15 protein-coding genes and 1 pseudogene are annotated in these 16,875 nt (G+C 71.3%); 5 read left to right on the top strand and 11 right to left on the bottom strand.

Going from position 1 to position 16,875, the window contains the following annotated elements:
• The first annotated feature begins 272 nt into the window (after positions 1-272).
• The 3 genes from ACFYMM_RS17015 to ACFYMM_RS17005 all read left to right on the top strand — a co-directional run bounded on the left by ACFYMM_RS17015 (position 273) and on the right by ACFYMM_RS17005 (position 5,290).
• On the top strand, positions 273-2,516 hold the full coding sequence (locus ACFYMM_RS17015; RefSeq protein WP_388387070.1) for an ArnT family glycosyltransferase: 2,244 nt from the start codon (positions 273-275) through the stop codon (positions 2,514-2,516).
• 185 nt (positions 2,517-2,701) lie between these two features.
• Entirely contained in the window at positions 2,702-4,090 is a 1,389-nt protein-coding gene (locus tag ACFYMM_RS17010) for a S8 family serine peptidase (RefSeq protein ID WP_388387068.1), read from the top strand.
• Positions 4,091-4,303: 213 nt separating this feature from the next.
• A complete protein-coding gene (locus ACFYMM_RS17005; RefSeq protein ID WP_388387066.1) occupies positions 4,304-5,290 on the top strand; it encodes an Ig-like domain-containing protein in 987 nt (328 codons plus the stop codon).
• A 21-nt stretch (positions 5,291-5,311) separates the two neighbouring features.
• Here the strand turns inward: ACFYMM_RS17005 and ACFYMM_RS17000 are convergent, their stop codons facing one another.
• The 6 genes from ACFYMM_RS17000 to ACFYMM_RS16975 form a co-directional block, all read right to left on the bottom strand.
• On the bottom strand, positions 5,312-6,322 hold the full coding sequence (locus ACFYMM_RS17000; protein ID WP_388387064.1) for a YihY/virulence factor BrkB family protein: 1,011 nt from the start codon (positions 6,320-6,322) through the stop codon (positions 5,312-5,314).
• Positions 6,323-6,453: 131 nt separating this feature from the next.
• Complete coding sequence (locus ACFYMM_RS16995; protein WP_388387061.1) at positions 6,454-7,500, bottom strand: YihY/virulence factor BrkB family protein; 1,047 nt, start codon at positions 7,498-7,500, stop codon at positions 6,454-6,456.
• A 98-nt stretch (positions 7,501-7,598) separates the two neighbouring features.
• Complete coding sequence (locus ACFYMM_RS16990; RefSeq protein WP_388387059.1) at positions 7,599-7,802, bottom strand: hypothetical protein; 204 nt, start codon at positions 7,800-7,802, stop codon at positions 7,599-7,601.
• A 190-nt stretch (positions 7,803-7,992) separates the two neighbouring features.
• On the bottom strand, positions 7,993-9,153 hold the full coding sequence (locus ACFYMM_RS16985; protein WP_388387057.1) for an oxygenase MpaB family protein: 1,161 nt from the start codon (positions 9,151-9,153) through the stop codon (positions 7,993-7,995).
• 83 nt (positions 9,154-9,236) lie between these two features.
• The gene (locus ACFYMM_RS16980) at positions 9,237-10,289 is read right to left on the bottom strand and encodes a polyprenyl synthetase family protein (RefSeq protein WP_388387055.1); all 1,053 of its coding nucleotides are present in this window, start codon (positions 10,287-10,289) and stop codon (positions 9,237-9,239) included.
• Positions 10,282-10,566 carry a polyprenyl synthetase gene (locus ACFYMM_RS16975; RefSeq protein ID WP_388387053.1) on the bottom strand — a complete coding sequence of 95 codons (285 nt, stop codon included), beginning with the start codon at positions 10,564-10,566 and terminating at the stop codon, positions 10,282-10,284. Before ACFYMM_RS16975 ends, ACFYMM_RS16980 begins: the two co-directional genes overlap by 8 nt.
• Before the next feature lie 177 nt (positions 10,567-10,743).
• Between ACFYMM_RS16975 and ACFYMM_RS16970 the strand changes: the two genes are divergently transcribed.
• Positions 10,744-11,358, top strand: coding sequence for a class I SAM-dependent methyltransferase (locus ACFYMM_RS16970; protein WP_388387051.1), 615 nt, complete (start codon positions 10,744-10,746; stop codon positions 11,356-11,358).
• A 1-nt stretch (position 11,359) separates the two neighbouring features.
• Here ACFYMM_RS16970 and ACFYMM_RS16965 read toward each other — a convergent pair.
• A pseudogene (locus tag ACFYMM_RS16965) lies at positions 11,360-11,551 on the bottom strand (cation:dicarboxylate symporter family transporter); the annotation flags it as partial.
• Positions 11,552-11,903: 352 nt separating this feature from the next.
• On the opposite strand from ACFYMM_RS16965, the gene ACFYMM_RS16960 reads away from it, so the two are divergent.
• The gene (locus ACFYMM_RS16960) at positions 11,904-12,476 is read left to right on the top strand and encodes a DUF3455 domain-containing protein (RefSeq protein ID WP_388387048.1); all 573 of its coding nucleotides are present in this window, start codon (positions 11,904-11,906) and stop codon (positions 12,474-12,476) included.
• A gap of 147 nt (positions 12,477-12,623) precedes the next feature.
• Here the strand turns inward: ACFYMM_RS16960 and denD are convergent, their stop codons facing one another.
• The 4 genes from denD to ACFYMM_RS16940 all read right to left on the bottom strand — a co-directional run bounded on the left by denD (position 12,624) and on the right by ACFYMM_RS16940 (position 16,772).
• On the bottom strand, positions 12,624-13,628 hold the full coding sequence (gene denD, locus ACFYMM_RS16955; RefSeq protein ID WP_388387047.1) for a D-erythronate dehydrogenase: 1,005 nt from the start codon (positions 13,626-13,628) through the stop codon (positions 12,624-12,626).
• Positions 13,629-13,764: 136 nt separating this feature from the next.
• Complete coding sequence (locus ACFYMM_RS16950) at positions 13,765-14,511, bottom strand: sulfite exporter TauE/SafE family protein (RefSeq protein ID WP_388387045.1); 747 nt, start codon at positions 14,509-14,511, stop codon at positions 13,765-13,767.
• Positions 14,508-15,926, bottom strand: a complete 1,419-nt coding sequence (locus ACFYMM_RS16945; protein WP_388387043.1) for a rhodanese-like domain-containing protein — start codon at positions 15,924-15,926, stop codon at positions 14,508-14,510. Before ACFYMM_RS16945 ends, ACFYMM_RS16950 begins: the two co-directional genes overlap by 4 nt.
• 6 nt (positions 15,927-15,932) lie before the next feature.
• Positions 15,933-16,772 carry a GntR family transcriptional regulator gene (locus ACFYMM_RS16940; protein WP_388387041.1) on the bottom strand — a complete coding sequence of 280 codons (840 nt, stop codon included), beginning with the start codon at positions 16,770-16,772 and terminating at the stop codon, positions 15,933-15,935.
• Positions 16,773-16,875: the final 103 nt, after the last annotated feature.

Below are 16,875 nucleotides of genomic sequence, written 5' to 3'. Positions count from 1 at the left end.
GGCGGGGGGGCGCCCCCCCCGCTCTCTGCGGTTTCTCCGTTTCCGGTTGCGTTTGGGGGGGGGGGGGGGGCCCCCCCCCCCCCCCCGCCGAACTATGTGCCGACTGTGAAATTACTGTGTTCGTCAGCTCTATAAGACAGGTAATGAATCGCACTTCACGGATTGAAATCCCGTCCAGGCCGGTCAAAGAATTGCCCTGAGTTCCACAAGAGTTTCCTTGAAACTGGCCTCTTTGGCGTGGCGGGCTCGCGCGGTGCCGAAGACTGCTGTGCATGGCTACGACCGTCCTCGACCTGTCCGCCCGCCCCACCAGTGGTGATCGTCGCGCCCCCTGGAGATCGCCGGTGGACCAACCCGCGTACGCGCGCCCGGCCCTGCTGGTCATCACCGCGCTCGCCGCCGTGCTCTACACCTGGGGGATCGAGCACAGCCAGTACCACACGTTCTACGCGAACGCCGCCCGCAGCATGACGGAGAGCTGGAAGGCTTTCTTCTACGGCTCTTTCGACCCCGGAAATTCCATCACCCTGGACAAATTGCCGGGATTCCTGTGGCCGCAAGCGCTCTCCGCCCGCGTCTTCGGATTCCATCCGTGGGCGCTGACCCTGCCGCAGGTCCTCGAGGGAGTGGCGAGTCTGCTGGTCCTGCACCGTGTGGTGCGCCGCTGGGCCGGCGTCAACGCCGCGCTGATCGCCTGCACGGCGTTCCTGGTGACCCCGGTGGCCGTGGGCCTGTTCCGCACCGCGGTCGAGGACCCCGCCTTCACTCTGTGCGTGCTGCTCGCCGCCGAGGCCACGCAACGGGCGGCCCGGGACGGCCGGATGCGCCCGCTGCTGCTCGCCGGTGTGTGGGTCGGGCTCGGCTTCCAGGCCAAGATGCTCGAGGCGTGGGCGGTGCTTCCCGCGCTCGCGCTGGTCTACCTGATGGCAGCGCCGATCGGGCTGCGGAAGCGGCTGGCGCACCTGGGTCTGTCGGCCCTGGTGATGACCGCCGTCTCGGCGTCCTGGATACTCGCCGTCACGCTCACCCCGGCCAAGGACCGGCCGTACGTGGACGGCACCACCAACAACTCCGCGTTCAGCATGGTGGTCGGCTACAACTTCCTCAACCGCTTCTCCTCGCTCGGCATCAGCGCCGCCTCGACGGGCAGTGTGAGCGCGACGCAGGGCGCCGGGGGCGGCCGTGGCGGAGCGAAGGGCGGCGCGGGTGCCGACCGGTTCGGACAGACCGGGCCGACGGGGCAGAACGCCGGCAACGGAACGTCCGGAGCCGGTCGCCGGCACAGCGGCAACGGCAACGGCAACGGCCAGTACGGCGCCATGCGCCTGGCCGGAGGCGCCGGCGGTGGCGGTGGCCGCCCGGGCGGAGACCAGAACGGCTGGTCCAAGATGTTCGGCACCTCGCTCGCCTCGCAGACCGGCTGGCTGTACCCGATCGCCGCCGTCGCCCTCGTCTGCGGCGTGCTGTGGCGCCGGGGCAAGCCGCGCACCGACCGGGTCCGCGCCGGATTCGCGCTGTGGGGCACCTGGCTGATCACGTACTTCCTGGTCTTCAGCGCGGGCAGTGTCGGCGGCCACACGTACTACATGGGGGTGATCGCGGTGCCGCTCGCCGCGCTCACCGGTGGCGGTGTCACGCTGATGTGGCGCGCCTACCGGACGGGCGGCCGCCGCGCCTGGGCGCTGCCGGCCGCGGTGGCGGCGACCGCGACGTGGAGCGCGTACCTCGCCGGCGAGTTCCCGACGTTCCTGCCGTGGCTGGCGCCCGTGGTGGCCGTGCTCGGGTTCGCCGCCGTCGTTCTGCTGGCCCTGGCCCGTCCCCACCGTGCCGCCTCCCGGGGCCGGCTGGCCCTCGCCGGACTGGCCGCGGCCCTCGCGGCCGTGCTGATCGCGCCGGGCGCGTGGGCGGTGCAGATCTTCAACCCCTCGTACGGCAGCTCCGGCATGGGCGCGGTCGGTCCGTCCGGCACGAACGGCGGCCACCGCTCGGTGACCGCGGCGGGCGCGCGGTTCGGCCAGGTGCCCTGGGGCGGCGGCCCGACGCGGGGGGCCGGTACGAACCGCCGGAGCATGGGCGGCTTCGGCGGCTTCGGCGGCTTCGGTGAGAACGGCACACTGACCGCGAGCCAGCGGCAGCTGCTCGACTACACCACCGCGCGCCAGGGTTCAGCCGCCTATGTCTTCGCCACCACCAGTTGGAACGGCGCCTCCCCCTACATCCTCGGCGCCGGCGCCCATGTCCTGCCGCTCGGCGGGTTCAGCGGCAAGGTGCCGTTCCCCACGGAGACGCAGTTCCGCCGGCTGGTCGACTCCGGCAAGCTTCAGTACGTGCTGCTGGGGGGAGGCCGCGGTACGGGCAACCCGTTCGGCGGAGGTACGACGACGACAAGCAGCCGGATCACCCAGTGGGTGCGGTCCTCCTGCGCGCCCGTGCCCGCCTCCGCCTACGGCGGCTCACGGTCGTCCGGCGGCTCCCCCACGGCGGAGACGCTGTACCGGTGCGGCCCGGGTCGCTGACGCCCGGCAGCGCGAAGGGTGCGCCGGCCACGGGACGACGCTCGGTCAGGACCGTTGGCAGCGGAAGGTGCTGATTGGGTAAAGGGTTCGACATCGGCCCTTCAATGGTCTTGTCCTGTGCATGTCTCACTGGGTGAGATGCACGGAGACCACTTCGTGCGACTCAGGACCATCCAGGGGGATCCATGCACAGGGCCCGTACCGAGCGGAGCGACGCGGCTTCCACGGCGGCCATCGCCACCCTCGCCGTCGCCGCGCTGGCGACCGCTCCGCTGGCCGGCGTCACCACCGCCGCGCCCGCCGCCGTACCGCACACCAAGGCGGTTCCCGCCATCGCCGGGCACACGCTGGTGCGCGGTGTGCCCAGCCCGCTCTCCAGCGAACAGTGCCAGGCCAAGTGGCACATCGCCTGCTACAACCCGCTCCAGTACCGCACCGCGTACGACCTCAACGCGCTCTACAGGAAGGGCATCACGGGCAAGGGGCGCACCATCGTCATCGTCGACTCGTTCGGCTCCCCCACCGTCCAGCACGACCTCGACGTCTACAGCAAGCAGTTCGGCATACCCAGCACCAAGGTCGACGTGGTCAAGTGGGGCAAGGTCCCCGTCTTCGACCCCAAGAACCCCGACATGACCGGCTGGGCCGGCGAAACCACCCTGGACGTCGAGATGGCCCACGCCGTGGCGCCCGATGCCAGGATCGTCCTGGTGGAGACGGCGGTCGCGGAGACCGAGGGGACCACCGGCCTCCCGGAGATGATGGACGCCGAGAAGCACCTGATCGACAGCGGGGTCGGCGACGTCATCAGCCAGAGCTTCGGAGCCACCGAGAACACGTTCCCCGGTTTCGACAAGGGCGACTTCTCCAGCATCAAGAAACTGCGCTACGCCTTCGAGGACGCGAGCCGCAAGCGGGTGACCGTCCTCGCCTCCTCCGGCGACGGCGGCGCCACCGACAGCACCGCCGACGGGAAGGGCTACTACAAGGAGCGGGTCAACTCCTGGCCGTCCTCCGACCCGTTGGTCACCTCCATCGGCGGCACCCAGCTCCACCTGAACGACAAGGGTCAGCGCGTCAAGCCGGACAGCGTCTACAACGACAACGGTGCGGGCGGCGGCGGCCAGTCCCACGTCTTCCCCCGCCCGTCCTTCCAGAACGACGTGAAGAACGTCGTCGGAGCCCGTCGCGGCACCCCGGACGTGTCGCTCACCGCCGCGGTCAACGGCGGCGCCTGGGTCTACTCCAGCTTCGACCCGACCGCGACCGGGTGGGACGTGTCCGGCGGCACCAGCGAGGCCAGCCCGCTCTTCTCGGGCATCGTCGCCCTCGCCGACCAGGCGGCCGGCCACCGGGTGGGCGACATCAACAAGGCACTGTACGACCTCTCCGAGCGCGCCTCCCACCACGACAAGAGCACCGGCATCGTCGACGTCAACGACGGCACCGACAACAGCTACGCGGGTGTCACCGGGTACAAGGCCGTCAACGGCTACGACATGGCCACCGGCGTGGGTACCGTGGACGCCCTCCGCTTCGTGGCCGCCCTCGCCAGGGCGAGCCACCGCGGCTGACGCCGCACCGCTGTCCCAGGGTCGCTGCCCTGACAGTCGCGTCCGAGACGGCCCGGGCTCGCACCCGGGCCGTGCGGCCCTCGGGTCGCGACCGCTGGCAGGGCAAGACTTGAGACAGGTTTTACGCGACACACGCAACTGCCAACCAGGCCTACCCTGTCTGACAGTGAGTCGGGCCCGTCGGGGCCGAACAGCGAGAGAGCGGGGCAGGTCGTGGGACGGCGCAAGGGCGGCATAGGGATCGCACTCATCACGGGCGTTGTGCTGGTGGGCGCGAGCGCCTGCGGCGGGGGTGGCAGTACCAAGGCGAGCGGCGACGACGGCAAGTCGTCGGGAAAGCCGGGCGCGAGCGCCTCTCCGTCGCCGACGAAGCCCGCCGGCCCGCCGATGCTGCTGGACTCGATCACCCCGCAGGCGGGAACCACGGTCGGCGTGGCCATGCCCATCTCGGTGGTCTTCACCAACCCGGTGGCGGCGAAGGCACGCGCCACGGTGGAGAAGCACATGAAGGTGAGCGCCTCGCAGCCGGTGGCCGGCGCCTGGCACTGGTTCGGCGACCGGCGTGCCGACTGGCGCCCGAAGACGTTCTGGCCCTCCGGCACCAAGGTGAAGATCGACGCCGACATGAAGGGCGTCAGCAACGGTGACGGTCGCTACGGCACGCACGACTACACGCACACCTTCACGATCGGCGACGACGTGCGCGCGGATGTCTCGGTGACCGGCCACACCATGAAGGTGACCCGGAACGGCAGCGTGGTGCGGACGCTGTCGATCAACGCGGGCAGCGCCCAGTTCCCGACGTGGGACGGCACGATGGCCGTCATCGACAAGGAGGAGAAGGTCCACATGACCTCCTGCAGCGTCGGCATCAGCTGCCAGAAGGGCAGCCCCAACTACTACGACCTGACGCTGCCCTGGGACATCCACCTGACCCAGTCCGGCACCTATGTGCACTACTCGACCGGCGACCCCAACCCCGGCAGCGGCAGCGCCCGCGGCTCGCACGGCTGCGTCCACCTGTCGATGTCGGACGCCAAGTGGTTCTACGGCCAGGTCAAGCAGGGTGACCCGGTCACCGTCACCGGCTCCCCCCGGGGCAAGGCGCCGGCGGACAACGGGTATGCCGACTTCAACCTGGGATGGGACCAGTGGCTCGCCGGCAGCGGGTCCGGGGAAGGCAGCACCGCCACGCTGTGACGCGGTGCGGGTCCTCCCTGCTCAGGGAGGACCCTTCTCGCCCACGGCCGGCGGCGGCGACTCGCCGAAGCGGACGGAGATCTTCTCGAAGCCCTTGAAGGACTCGGTGGCCGCGTAGGAGCGGTACGCGCGCAGGTCGCCCTTGGCGAGGTGGACGTGGTCGGTGAAGGGCGTCGCGAGGCTGCGCGGCCACAGCCGCAGGCAGCGTACGGAGATGATCTCCGCCGCGGTGAGGTACACCGTGGCGGCGAGGTAGATCCAGGCGAGCAGGCCGAGCACGATGCCGAACATGCCGTAGGTCGCCGTGGTGCCCCGCAGCACGTGCCCGACGTAGTAGGAGCCGCCCCACTGCAGTGCCTGCCAGGCGCACGCGGCGCCGAGGGCCGGCCCGTAGGTCACGCGCAGCGGCAGTTTGCGCCGGGTCATGAGCCGGTAGCTCAGCAGGAGGAGCGCGGCGTTGAGCGCGATGCCCGCGAGGCCGACGGCGATGCGGATGCCGACCGCGAGGCGGGTCCCGAAGAGGGTGGCGGCGGACTCGGCGGCGGACAGGGCCGTCGTCAGGCAGAGACCGGCCGCGAGCAGGAGCAGGAAGTACAGGCTCCTCGCCCGTGAACGCAACGGATCGGGGCGGGCGTGCCGTGGCACGGCGAAGATCTTGTTCAGGGCGTGCTGGACCGCCTGGGCGACCCCGAGGGCGCCGTAGACGCTGCCGGTGACACCGACGGCGACGGCGGCGCCGCTGCCGTGGAACGAGTGGATGTTGTGTCCGAGCTGGTCACCGATCACCGGGAATTCGCCGAGCGCGGAGTGCAGCACGGAATCCTGCAGCTGCGGATTGCCGTGCAGCGCTCCGCTGAGGATCGCCACCAGGAAGAGCAGCAGCGGGAAGAGCGAGACGAAGCCGTAGTAGGCCAGCAGTGCGGCGAGGTAGGTGGCCTGGTCGTCGAAGAACTTGTACACGACCGCGAGGGGCACACCCACCCACCGGTGCCGTCGCTGGTATCGGTCCAGCCGGGCCAGCACGTCGTCCATGTGCCCTCCCACCCCCTCGGGTGCGAGTCCGCACCTCGGCGGACGCCTCACCTCTCCCGTGCCCCCGGCCGTGCCGTCCCACACCGCCCTGCGTGATCATGAGCGCTCTGGTGTGGGTCTTCCGCGGCCGCTCACATGTCGTCCAGCCGGCGCAGGTCCTCCTCGTCCCAGGTGCTGGTGTCGCGCGGCTGGGTGTACGGCTTCTGCTCCGGTGGCAGCCCGCCGGCGATCGCTCGCTGGCGTGCGGTCTCCGCGTCGAACTCCAGGCCCAGCAGGATCGCCAGGTTGCTGATCCACAGCCAGACGAGGAAGACGATGACGCCGGCCATCGTGCCGTACGTCTTGTTGTACGAGGCGAAGGTGGCGACGTAGAACGCGAACCCGGCGGAGGCGATCATCCAGATCAGCAGGGCGAGGAAGCTGCCCGGGGTGATCCACCGCAGGCCTTTCACCTTGGCGTTCGGGCTGGCCCAGTACAGGAGCGCGATCATGAGGGTGACCAGGACCACCAGGACGGGCCACTTCGCGATGGACCACACCGTCAGCGCGGTGTCCCCGATCCCGAGGGCGGTGCCGGCCTGGTGGGCCAGAGCGCCGGTGAAGACCACGATCAGCGCGCTGACCACGGCAAGCACCAGCAGGACGACCGTCAGCCCGAGCCGCACCGGAAGGAGCTTCCAGATCGGCCGCCCCTCGGGGATGTCGTACACCTGGTTGGCAGCGCGCATGAACGCCGCGACGTAGCCGGACGCCGACCACACCGCCAGTACGATGCCGACGACGGCCATGATCGAGCCGGTGCCGGCGTTGTTCTGCAGTTGCTCGACGGCTCGCGTGATGATGTCACGGGCGGAGCCGGGGGTGAGTTTGCGCAGGTTGGACAGGACCGTGTCGGTGGCCGACCTGCCGGTGATGCCCAGAAGGGACACCAGGACCAGCAGCGCGGGGAACATCGACAGCACGCCGTAGTAGGTCAGTGCGGCCGCGCGGTCGGTCAGCTCGTCGTCCTTGAATTCCCGCAGGGCGCCCTTGAGGACGGCGCCCCACGCCCGCCTCGGCAGCTCCGTCGGGGCATCCGGTGCACGTCGTTCGACGTCGGGGCCGGGCCCCACCTCCGCGGGCGAGGGGGACACGTCGTCGTGGTGGTGATCTTTGTGCCCCGGAAGATGCAGCTTCATACCCACCGAATAACCCTTCCTCACCCGCTCACGCCCACGACGGCGGCACAATCCGCCGGGGCGGTGCCTGCCCGTGCGGGCGGCTTCCGATCGTGTGATCAGGGAGCGAGTGGAGGAAACCCGGGGCCGGCGGGGTTCGGCCGCGCCGACAGGTCTCCGGCGGTCCAGGGGGCGGTCCCGGAGAGGGGCGGCAGGATCCGTGCCAACTCCCGGCGTATCCGGTCGGCTTCACCCCGTACCTGGGTGGGGATGTCACCGCGCTCGGCAACGAGACGGTTGTAGATCGGGGTTTCATGGAACACGGTGAAGTCCGCCTTCTTCGGTGAGCCTGATGTTTGGCCGGGCGGCCCAATGATGCCCTGTCCACGACAGGAGTCAGGCGGACGGTCACGGGCTGGACGCGCTGCGGGCGGGAGAATGGGCGGCGACCGGTGTCCGTTCCGGCTGTTTCGCCAGGTGGAACGCGGTGCAGGCGAAGTCGGTCGGGGGAGGTCAGAAGACGGTGGCGGGCGGTGGGGTCCAGCGGCGGGCGGGCGGGACCGCGCCGGGGACGCCGTAGTCCTTCTTCAGCTGTTCGGGAATGGCGTAGTGCATGACACGGCCGCGGGTGAGGGTGGACAGTTCGAGGAGGGTGGTGAGGTGGCCGAGCCGGTCCAGGGCCCATCCGCCGAACGGTGAGCGGTCCTCGATCGTCTCCAGGATCCCGAGCAGGTGGGGTGCGGCATTGACGACGGTGTCCCAGGTGCTGCGGGGCACGTCGAGCCAGTCCGCGCAGGTGTCGCCGATGAGGTGGCGGATCAGGGCGGAGACGACGGGGTCGAAGAGGGTGCCGGGGACCACCTCCTCGTACAGGTCGATCAACTGGCGGGTCAGATGGGCGCCTTCGTCGGAGCGGCCCATGTGGCGCAGCATGTACAGGTCCAGGAACCGGCGTGCCTCGTCGAGTGTCCTGGGGACGGCGTCCTGGTCGACGCCGAGGATCGCGCCGACCACCCGCCAGGCGTAGAAGTAGGCTTCGGCCCCTTCCGTGCTCAGGTGGATGCCGAGGCGGTGGAGGGAGTCGAGGACGAGGAGGGAGAAGAACATCTGGCCGCCGATCATGTCCTCCTGGCAGATCGGCACGCCGAGCGCCTCGGTGTCCCAGCGGTTCTCCCGTTCGAGGTGGTGACGGATGGAGGCGTGCAGCAGTCGTACCTTCTGGGCGGCCGGGAGGAAGCGGCTGCCGGCCTCGAAGGCGTCGGGTTGCATGAGGTGGACGGTGAACTGCCCGGTCTCCGCCATCCGTTTGGAGGGGTAGTGCAGCCCATGGGTGGTCGAGAGCAGCTTGGCCACGTGCGGGACGAGGTAGCAGGCGGGCATCGAGGCGAAGGACAGCGCGGTGGAGATGTGCACGTTGTTGTCGATGAAGAACAGCCGGGCCTTCTCCATCTCGGCCCAGTCCACCCAGTCCGGTGCCCTGCTGGTCTCCTGGAGGTAGTCGCGGGCCACCGCGGGCAGGCCCTCGGGCAGTTGCTGCCCGGTGGAGGTGACGTAGCGCATGAGGGAGTTGAACTTGCCGACCTCGCCGCGCTCGAACAGGGTGGCCACGACCTGGTCGGCCAGTTCGTCACCGCTACGGCGCAGCAGGTTCATGGACGTCTCGGTGTAGGTCATCACGGTCTCCTCGCGTGGCGGCCCGGCGGGCGGGCGGTTTCCGGGGCCGGGCGGCAGGGTGCGGCCGGTGACACGGGCCGGGGTCAGTGCAGGCGGTCGGTTGCCTGACGCGCCAGCTCCACGAGGGCCCGGCGCGCTGGTGGGGGCACATCCACGTCGTCCAGGGCGCGGGTCGCCCGCTCCACTCGCACGAAGATCATCCGCTCGATCCGTTCCGGCGTCCGCAATCGGGACATCAGCTCGCGCACCATGCGCAGATCGGTGCCGTCGAGGTCTTGGCGGCCCAGCACGAGACGCAGTTGCTCACGCTGGGCGGGGGACGCGGCCTTCCAGGTCTCGGCCAGCAGGGCGGTGGGCCGGTGGGTGCGCAGGTCGTCCAGGCCGGCCTTGCCGGTGTGCTCGGGGTCGCCGAACAGGCCCAGCAGGTCGTCGCGCAGTTGGAAGGCCTCGCCCAGGGGCAGTCCGTAGGCGGAGTAACCTGCCTTCAGCTCATCGGCGGCGCCCGCGAGCAGGCCGCCCAGCAACAGGGGCTGCTCGACGGTGTACTTGGCGGTCTTGTAGCGGATCACCTTCAATGAGGCGTCGGTGTCCGGCCGGCCGCCGCTGCGCAGGATCTCCAGGCACTCCCCCGCGATCAGATCACGGGCGAGAGTCGTCCACAGACCCCGGGCGCGGGCGAGATACGCGGCGGGCAGACCGCTGGTGGTGAACAGATGCCCCGCGAGGGCCATCAGGTGGTCGCCCACCAGCATCGCCAAGGACCGTGCGGCCGCGCCGGGTTCCGGGCGGCCGCCCAGGGCCGGCTCCAGGGCGATGTGCGCGGTCGGCAGCCCGTGGCGCAGCGGACTGTCGTCGATCAGGTCGTCGTGGACGATCGCGGCCGCGTGCACCAGCTCCATGGACGCCGCCGCCCGTACCAGCGCGTCGCTGTCGGGCTGTCCGCACGCCCGCCAGCCCCAGTAGCAGAAGGCCGCCCTCAGTCGTTTGCCGTGACCCGCGGCGTTCTTCAACTGTTCGGCCACTGCTTCGAGTTCGTCGTCGATGGCCACCAGCTGCTCGGCTTCTTCGGTCAGGAAGGCCCGCAGGACGGCGTCGACACGGGTCTTGAAGGCGACGGGGTCCCAGCCGTCAGACATGGCCACCGTCGGCGGGGCGTCGGGCCAGCTTGTGCTGGGCCAGCACTTCCAGGTGGGCGGGCGGTACGTTCGCGTACCGGTCCAGTACGAGACGGCCGCGGGCCTGCAGCTCCCTGGAGGCGTCCCGCGCGAGGTCGACCGTGTCCGAGCGTCGTAACAGGCCCCGCACCGCACCCAGCGCCGAGCCGAGTGTGCTCACCGCGAGATCGGCCAGCCCGGCCGCCAGCAGGACGGCCTGCTCGTCCGGACCTCCGGAGCGCCGTGACGCGTCTGTCATGTCTTTCCCCCGGGTCGTCCAGCCATCAGCGGGCGCCCACCCGAGCGCCGGTGATCACAGCATGACAGCGCACGAGATCCGCATGTCACAGAACACCCGATCGGGTGATATCTCGGAAAAGGTGTTTGTCACCGTCGAACGACAGCGGGGCTCCGGAAGTCGTGGGATCATCGGCCGGTGGAGACGGACCGGGCCAGCCGTACAGCGGTGATGGTCCGCCAGGGCCGCGCCGCCGCGCACGGACGCCTCGCCGAGGGGCGGTTCGCCGATCCGGTGGCGCTGGAGCTGCTGCGTGCGGACGAGCGCGTCGCCGTGCGACACGTGCGGGACGGCGCACCGCCCAAGGGCTGGGGCGAGCGCGTCGCGTACGAGACGGTAGGAGCCACTGCCGAGGTGATGGTGCCACGGACAGTGGCGATCGACGACGCGGTACGAGCCCGGCCGGCGCCGCAGCTGGTCATCGTCGGCGCGGTCCTGGACGACCGGGCCTGGCGGTTGCCGGAGCCGGCCGACGTGGAGGTCTTCGAGGTCGACCACCCGGCCTCGCAGCGTGACGAGCGCGGCCGCGTCGCAGGTCTTGAGCCGCTCGCGAGGTCCGTGCGGTTCGTGCCGGTCGACTTCACCCGCGAGCGGCTGGACACCGCGCTGGCGTCCGCCGGTCACCGTCCGGAGACGGCCACCACCTGGATCCGGGAAGGCGTCGTGCCGTATCTGAGCCGGGCGGACGTCACCGCCACCGTCGAGGCGATCGTCGGCCGGTCGGCGCCGGGCAGCTGTCTCGTCGTCAACTAGACACCAGCGGTGCGATGACCGCCTTGATGAGCCGTACGAAGCCGTCACCGAGCGGCTGCACTGCCGTGCCGACGCCGGGCCACAGCCGGCCGACGAGGACACCGAGGACCAGGGCGCAGAAGACCTGCAGGAACAACGAGGTACGCAGCGTGCGCGCGACGCGTCGTGGGACGGACGGGGCTGACGACGGCACAGGGCACTCCCCTACACAGTTCTGGGATGCGGAATTCGTTTTCCGCGATGCGTCACCATGGATCACCGGCCGCCGAGACAGAAGACCCTACGAAGTCATCGGCCCGAAGCTTGGATGTTCCTCCAACGGGTTCGGCGTCGAGAGGCCGTCAGCGGTGCCGGGCCCCGCCCGGAAGCGGCGAACGCAGGGCTGGAAGCATTACCGCGTCCTTACGGCCCCGCCCCGGCTGAGGCGAGGCGGGGTCCGTGCCCGTACCCTCCGACGCACGACGCCCCGGCCCGGTGGACGGCAGCCGGGCGGCGGCCGAGCAGTCATCCCGATCGCCCACGTATTCACTGGAGTTGCATACTCGATGTCCCTCACCAAACGTTCCGCGCTCATGGCCGGAAGCATCGTCACGGCCGCTGCCGCGGTCATCGGCACCGCGGCCGCCGGACAGGCGGCCGAGCGTCCCTCGGCTCTCCCTCCCGCCGGCGTCGGCCGCACGACGATCCCCGCCGCACTGCGTGTCCCGGACGGCAACAAGCAGGTTGCTGTTCTGCAGGCGCGGGGCGTGCAGACCTATACCTGCGCCAACGGCGCGTGGGTGTTCCTCGAACCCGCCGCGACCCTCTGGAAGAGCCACGACCCGCAGCACCGTGCCGTGGCCCTGCACAGCAAGGGGCCCGTGTGGATCTCGACCACCGATGGCAGCGCGGTCAACGCCGCCGCTGTGCCGGGGGCGAGTGTTCCGCAGGAGCACGCGGTACCGGAACTGCTCCTCAAGGCCACCGCCACCCGCGGAAACGGCATCTTCGGCAAGGTCTCCTACGTCCAGCGTCTCGACACGAAGGGCGGCCTGGCCCCGACCGGAAGCTGCGCTCAGGGCGCCCAGACCGGCGTCCCGTACTCGGCCACGTACCGCTTCTACGAACCCACCGACTGACCTCGCCGGTGCTGTGGAGGCGCCCACCACCATGTGCGGGTGGGCGCCGTACCGCCGGGCCGTGGCAGTCCGCTCGCGTGGAGGATCGGCTCCGGCGGTGAAGTGACGACAGCGGATGAGCGCCGGGGTTCCGGGGCCGGCGGCTGGTCAGCGGTTTCGACCCGACTGATCGGCGAGGTACTCCCGGACGACGGACAGGAAGCCCGGATCGGGCTCCAGTCCGAGTGCGGCGGCTCGTCCGTTGTCGAGGACGGCGGGCCACGAGGCCACGATGGCCTCTACGGCGGGGTCCGGGCTGACCGTGACCAGGCCGGCGGCCGCGTCGCCGGCCACCTGCCGCAGGGTGGCGAGCATCTCGGCGACCGAGACCGTGAGCGCCGGCAGGTTGACCGGCCCCGGGCCTTCGAGCCGTCCGGGCCCGACGCCGCGTTCGGCCTCCGCGATGCGCAGGACGCCCTTGATGGTGCGTCGCGGTGCGGCGAGCGCCACCCGCAGGTCGGGGTGCACGGGGCAGGTCGCCGGGAGCCCCGCGAGCGGTTCACGGATGATGCCGGACAGGAATCCGGAGGCGGCCGCGTTCGGCCGGCCCGGCCGCACCGCGACGGTCATCAGGCGGGCGACCCGCCCGTCGACGAAACCGCGACGCGTGTGGTCGGCGATCAGGTACTCACAGATGAGCTTCTGTGTGCCGTAGCTCGACCGCGGCACCGGCAGGGTGGACTCGCTGACCGTCGGCGGGTCGGACAGCTTCGGGTCGAAGCCGTAGACGGCGAGGCTGCTGGCGAACAGCATCCGCGGTACCGGCCCGCCGTCGGCCGACTGGTTTCGGGCGGCGTCGAGCAGGGCTCGGGTGGTGTCCACGTTGGCGCGCATGCCGAGGTCGAAGTCGGCCTCGCACTCGGCCGACACCGCCGCGGCGAGATGGAACAGCATGTCGACGGGCTGCGCGAACACCTCGTCGAGGCGGTCGGCCAGGTCGCCGTGCACGATGTCGACGAGCGGGTCCGCCGCCTCCGGCGATCCGAGCGGCACGATGCGGTCGGCGAGCACGAGCCGTGTGATCGGCGCGCCACGAAACGTCCGCGTGTGCAGCAGTGCGCCGGTCAGCCGACGCCCCAGGAAGCCGAACGCGCCCGTGATGACGACCCTCACGTGTCTTCCTCCTCGCGCGTGCCGGCGGCGTGACACCGTCCGGCAGCGACGGCGAACTACCCACGCCCGCCCGTCCGCCAAACGCCGACGTGGGCCGGGCGGTGCAAGCGATCGCGCTGTCGGCCCTCGGTACCCGTCAGGCCACCGACCCGGCGACCATGCAGACGGCCACGGCCAGCAGCACCACGGCGAAGACCTGCCGCAGGGTTCCTCCCCTCACCCGGGCCCCCAGGCGCCTGCCGTCCCATGCCCCGAGGACCGCGGCGCCGGTGAAGGGGGCGACGACCGACCAGTCGAGTCCGTCCACGGTGCCGCCGCGCACGGTGAGCGCCGCGAGCGAGTTGACGGTGATGACCAGCAGGCTGGTGCCCACCGCTTCCCGCATGCGGAGTCCGAGGACACTGACGAGAGCCGGTACGGCGAGGAAGCCACCGCCGACCCCGAGGACCCCGGTCATCGCGCCGAGTCCGGCACCGGCCGCCGCGGCGCGACCGGGCCTGACCCTTCCGACGGCACCCGCCTCCACCCCGGGCCGCAGCATGCGCGCCGCCGCGACCACCGCGACCACCGCGAAGGCCGTCGGCAGGACGTCCGCCGGGAGGTGTGAGGCCGCCGCGGAGCCCAGCACGGCCGGGCCGATCCCGGCGGCGGCGAACAGCAGTCCCACGCCCCAACGGACATGCCCGTCGCGGGCGTGCCCGGTCAGGGCGGCTGCCGAGGTGAGGGCCACGACGACCAGTCCGGCGGTGGTGGCCGCCACCGGGGTGAGGCCGAGCGGATAGATCAGGGCGGGTACGGCCAGCACACTGCCACCGCCACCGAGCGCGCCCAGCACCAGCCCGATGACCGCGCCGGCCGCGAGGGCGAGGAACAGGGCGCTCACGCGACCGTACCGCGCGGGCCCCGCGAGTCCGCCTCGGCGGGCAGGGTGAGTCCGGCCCGCTCTGCGGCGGCGAACGAGTCGTCCACCGCGACGACGTCACGGCCTGCCGCGTCCAGCAGCGAGGCGGCGATGGCGGCGCGCGCGCCGCCCGCGCAGTGCACCCACACCTGGCCGGGCGGCACGTCGTGGAGGCGCCGGTGCAAGGTGTGCAGCGGGACGTGGACCGAGCCGTGGACGTGCCCGGCCGCGCGTTCGGAGGCACGGCGGACGTCCAGGACGACCACCTCCCGCGCCGGGTGCTGCCCGGCGAGGTCCGCGAAGGTGGCGCGGGGGAAGGCGGCCGGGGCTTCGCCCTCCCTGCTCCAGACGCGCGGTCCGCCGGTCGCCGCGGCGGCCGGACGGTCGATGCCGACGCGCACCAGCTCCCGCTGCGCGTGCGCCAGTTGTCCGGCCGACTCGGCGAGCAGCGTCACCGGCCTGCCCCACGGGATCAACCAGGCCAGGTGGGTGGCGAGTTGCCCGTCGGCCTCGAAGTTGTAGGTGCCGGCGACATGCCCTTCGGCGAACGCGATCCGGTTGCGCAGGTCGACCACCCACTCACCGGCGGCCAGTCGCGCCGCGATCTGCTCCGCGTCGGCCACCGGGGGCGCGGTGAGGTCGACCGGGGAGGGTCCGGCGGAGTTGGCCGGACCCATGTGTGCGTAGTACGCGGGGATGTCGTCGAGCCCCGCGAGCAGGTGGGCGGTGAACGTCTCGACGTCCTGGGTGAGCGCTCCGTTCGAGGCCCTCTCCTGCCCGATGGTGGTCCTGTCCCCCTCGACCCGGCCGGCGGAACAGAGGCTGCCGAATCCGTGGGTGGGCAACACCACGGCGGCGTCCGGCAGTTCGCGGGCGAGACGGTGCGCGGAGGCGTGCTGGGCCCGCGCGAGGCCGTCGGTCAGACGCGGCTCGACCAGGTCGGGACGGCCCACAGTGCCGATCAGCAGTGAGCCGCCCGTGAACACGGCGGCCACCGTCCCTCGCTCCAGGAGGACGTATGCGGTGTGGTGCGGGGTGTGTCCGGGTGTCGCCAGCGCCCGCAGGGCGAGACCCTCGTCGATGAGCGTGCGGTCCCCGTCGTGCACGGGTGTCCGTTCGAAGGACACGGCGGCTCCGGCGGGTACGAGATACGCGGCGCCGGTGAGACGTGCGAGCTGCGGACCGCCGGTGATGTAGTCGTTGTGGATGTGGGTCTCGACGACATGCGAGATCCGCACACCCCTGCGCGCCGCGGCCGCCAGCACCCGGTCGACGTCCCGGGGCGGGTCGACGGCCACGGCCGTGCGCTCACCGCCCGCCAGATAGCTGCGGTTGCCGAGCCCCGCGACCTCGACGGTTTCCACGAAGGACACGTGCGGCACTCCCTCCGGGCCCATGCCCCCTCACCGCGCCGGATCGAGGCGCCGGACGCTCCGGCGCGAGCGGGTGAAGCGGGCGGCCGCGGGATCGAGGCGGTACCCGGCGCGGGCGTCGAACTGGGCCAGGACGCTGAACCGGTCGCCGCGGACGAGAGTGGTGCGCCATTCGACAGTGCGGTCACGCGTGCGGCCGACCCGCTCGATGGAGAACGCCGCGACGCCCTCGGGGAGGCCGAGCAGCCTCTGTTCGGCGGGGGTGGGAGTGACCGCCTTGATGCGTTCCGCTCCCCCGACCAGCCGGATGCCGCACCGGTCGGCCAGTTCGTCGTAGAGCGCCGTGTGCCCGAAGTCGACGTCGAGCAGCGCCCGGGCGTCCGAGGCCGGCAGCCATACCTTGTCGTGGGCCAGCGGCTCGCCGTCGGCCAGGCGGACGCGCTCCAGGTACAACAGCGGTGTCGACTCCTCCAGACCCAGCCGTACCGCTACGTGCGCGTCCGCACGGATGTCGAGAGTGCGGACGACACTGCGCTGTTCGAGACCGGCCGCCTCCACGGAGGCGAACAGGCTGTAGAGGGCGCCGACGGGCTGCTCGACGACTGCCTCGCCCACCGGTCGCGGCCGTCGTCCTCGTGCCGCCGTGACCAGCCCCTCTTCCCGCAGCTCACGGAGTGCCGCGCGAACGGTGTGCCGGCTGACTCCGTACCGGGCACCCAGTTCGTTCTCCCCGGGGAAGGAGTCGACGAACTCGCCGCGCTCCAACCGGGCCCGGAGGTCGTCACGCACATGGCGCCACAGCGGGGTCCCACCCCGGTCCGCCCGGGAACGCGCGCCCCGGCCGGCCGAGGGAGCCGGTTCCTCACTCATGATCCCCATCCTTGTGTACGTACATTTGGAAAGCTAATGTACGTACATTAGCGGACGCGGGCGCGCCGGGGAAGCCGGGCCGCGTGCGCTCCGGCAGAGGAAC

Source organism: Streptomyces sp. NPDC006739, assembly GCF_042869815.1.
GTDB lineage: Bacteria > Actinomycetota > Actinomycetes > Streptomycetales > Streptomycetaceae > Streptomyces.
This window is presented reverse-complemented; position numbering and strand designations above follow the sequence as displayed.